The sequence below is a fragment of the Photobacterium sp. OFAV2-7 genome (genome assembly GCF_022347985.1).
Taxonomy (GTDB): domain Bacteria; phylum Pseudomonadota; class Gammaproteobacteria; order Enterobacterales; family Vibrionaceae; genus Photobacterium.
Genome location: NZ_JAKRFQ010000653.1, coordinates 1 through 3,112 on the forward strand (window position 1 = coordinate 1; position 3,112 = coordinate 3,112).

3 protein-coding genes are annotated in these 3,112 nt (G+C 51.6%); all 3 read right to left on the reverse strand.

Annotated elements, in window-relative coordinates; all coding sequences use genetic code 11:
- Positions 1-374: crossover junction endodeoxyribonuclease RuvC (ruvC, locus tag MHN01_RS22455; protein ID WP_239413557.1), on the reverse strand; the 374-nt coding region annotated here is incomplete at its 3' end.
- Positions 375-426: 52 nt separating this feature from the next.
- On the reverse strand, positions 427-1,170 hold the full coding sequence (locus tag MHN01_RS22460; RefSeq protein WP_239413558.1) for a YebC/PmpR family DNA-binding transcriptional regulator: 744 nt from the start codon (positions 1,168-1,170) through the stop codon (positions 427-429).
- A gap of 107 nt (positions 1,171-1,277) precedes the next feature.
- Complete coding sequence (gene aspS / locus MHN01_RS22465; RefSeq protein ID WP_239413559.1) at positions 1,278-3,062, reverse strand: aspartate--tRNA ligase; 1,785 nt, start codon at positions 3,060-3,062, stop codon at positions 1,278-1,280.
- Positions 3,063-3,112: the final 50 nt, after the last annotated feature.

Here is a 3,112-nt window from a genome sequence, read left to right on the forward strand (position 1 = left end):
ATATGTTGTACCTGGGCCTTATCTGCCCCACCGCTGCCAACCACCGCCTGCTTGATTAAGCGTGCGGCATACTCGCTCACCGGCAGGTCGGCATTTACTGCAGCGACAATCGCACTCCCGCGAGCCTGGCCGAGCTTTAGCGCAGAGCTGGCATTCTTGCCCATGAACACTTCTTCAATGGCAAAAAAATCAGGCTGGAACTGGGTGATAACTTCTGACACGCCGGCATAGATCTGTTTTAACCTGCCGGGGATATCCTCGACAGAGGTACGAATGCACCCGCTGCCGAGATATTCGAGGTTTCGCCCGACCTGCCGAATTACGCCATAACCGGTAATTCGCGAGCCGGGGTCAATCCCTAAGATGACTGACATTCAGTCACGCTCCTTTGCAAGGAAGCTGCTGCAAGCCAAAGCTCTTGTGAACTTATAGCTGCGCTGCAACCTCATCAGAGATGTCACCGTTATGGTAGACTTCCTGAACGTCATCAAGATCTTCCAATGCATCAATCAGACGCAGCAGCTTAGGTGCCGTGTCTGCATCAAGATCGGCCTTGGTGGATGGCACTAGGGTAACTTCGGCATTTTCAGCTTCAAAACCCGCCGCATCCAGCGCATCTTTCACTGCACCGAAATCAGCCGGCGTTGTGTAGACATCGATCGAGCCGTCATCATTGGTCTCGACATCATCAGCACCGCCTTCCAACGCCGCTTCCATAACAGCATCTTCATCCAGGCCAGCGGCATAGGAAATTACCCCTTTCTTATCAAACAGGTAATTTACGCTACCATCGGTACCCAGGTTACCGCCCGACTTACTGAAGGCATGACGAACGCCAGATACTGTGCGGTTACGGTTATCGGTCATGGTTTCAACCATAACGGCTGTACCACCCGGACCGTAGCCTTCGTAGATCACGGTTTCAACGTTGTCTTCGCCTTCGCCACCGGCGCCACGCTTGATCGCGCGGTTTACCGTATCGCGCGTCATGTTGTTTGACAGTGCCTTATCGACTGCAGCACGTAGACGCGGGTTATTTTCAGGTTCAGGGCCACCTTCTTTGGCCGCGACGACAATTTCACGGATCAGCTTGGTGAAAATTTTACCGCGTTTAGCATCCTGTGCTGCTTTACGGTGTTTGATGTTGGCCCATTTACTATGACCTGCCATATCATACTCCGAATTCTAGTGAGCCAAACAGCTCAACGTTTCACAAAATAAATCTGGCCAGCCAGTCACCCTTGCAGGCAACACGAGCTGGCCAGTACGCGAATCAATTATTCCTGGTTCGCTTCTTCTTTTTTCGCTACCGAGACAGTCACAGCCAGCTCTTCAAGCGCAGCAGGGTTTGCCAGGCTTGGGGCATCTGTCAGCAGACACGAAGCCGCTGTTGTTTTAGGGAATGCAATCACGTCACGGATGTTTTCGGTACCACACAGCAGCATAACCAGACGGTCAAGACCGAATGCCAGACCTGCGTGCGGAGGCGTGCCGAACTTCAGTGCATCTAGCAGGAAGCCGAACTTCAGCTGCTGCTCTTCAGCATTAATACCCAGAAGATCAAATACTGCTGACTGCATTTCAGCGTTGTGGATACGTACTGAACCACCACCTACTTCGTAACCGTTGATTACCATATCGTAGGCGTTGGAGTTAGTTCCCGCCGGGCTTGCCTTAAGCTCTTCAGGGCTAACGCCTAGTGGAGACGTGAACGGGTGGTGCATCGCGTGCAGGTTACCTTCGTCGTCTTCCTCGAACATTGGGAAGTCAACAACCCAAAGCGGAGCCCATGCAGAGGTGTCTGTCAACTCAAGATCAGTACCTAGTTTCAGACGAAGTGCACCCATCGCTTCATCAACGATGCGTTTCTTGTCAGCACCAAACAGAATGATGTCGCCAGTTTGCGCCTGGGTACGGTCAAGAATGCCCGCGACCACATCTTCGCTCAGGAACTTAGCAACCGGAGACTGAACACCGTCGAAGCCCGCTTCGCGATCGTTCACCTTCATCCATGCCAGGCCTTTGGCACCGTAGATACCCACATACTTACCGTACTCGTCAATTTGCTTACGAGACAGAGAAGCACCACCCGGAACACGGATCACGGCAACACGACCTTTCTCGTCGTTAGCCGGGCCAGAGAACACTTTGAAGTCTACGTCTTTAACAAGATCAGCAACATCTACAAGCTCCAGCGGGTTACGTAGATCCGGCTTGTCAGAGCCGAAACGACGCATTGCTTCTTCAAATGGCATGATAGGGAAAGCACCTAGATCGACATCCAGCAGCTCTTTCCACATTTCAGTGATCATGCGCTCGGTCACTTCACGAACCTGCTCGGCAGACATGAATGACGTTTCAATATCGATCTGGGTAAATTCAGGCTGACGGTCAGCACGCAGATCTTCATCGCGGAAACATTTAACGATCTGGTAGTAGCGATCAAAGCCAGACATCATCAGCAGCTGCTTAAATAGCTGCGGAGACTGTGGCAGTGCGTAGAAGCTGCCTTTGTGAACACGGCTCGGTACCAGATAGTCACGGGCACCTTCTGGTGTCGCTTTAGTCAGTACCGGTGTTTCGATATCCAGGAATGCGTTGTCATCAAGGAAACGACGAACAAAGCTAGACGCTTTGGCGCGCAGCTTGATGCGATCACTCATTTCCGGACGACGAAGATCCAGGTAACGGTACTTCAGGCGCTGCTCTTCAGTATTCTTCTGGTTAAAATCCAGTGGCAACACATCTGAACGGTTGATGATTTCCAGGCCGCTCGCCAAGACTTCAACTTCACCCGTTGCCATATCTTTGTTGACCTGGCTTTCAGGGCGAACACGTACTTCACCGGTCAGGCGGATACAGAATTCGTTGCGCAGGTGGTTAGCCACCTCGAATACGTCTTTCATATCCGGGTCGACAACTACCTGAACAATACCTTCACGATCTCGCATATCGATGAAGATAAGACCGCCTAAATCACGGCGACGATTAACCCAGCCGCATAACTCTACTGTTTGTCCTGCTAGGGACTTGTTCAGGTGACCACAATATTGGGTGCGCATATGAAATTCCCGATCTGTTTACTTACTATCCTGTGGGTGAACTAGACTTG

Excerpts from the sequence above, each read along its gene's own strand:
- MHN01_RS22460 (WP_239413558.1), bottom strand. The coding sequence starts at position 1,170 with ATGGCAGGTCATAGTAAATGGGCCAACATCAAACACCGTAAAGCAGCA.
- aspS (WP_239413559.1), bottom strand. The coding sequence starts at position 3,062 with ATGCGCACCCAATATTGTGGTCACCTGAACAAGTCCCTAGCAGGACAA.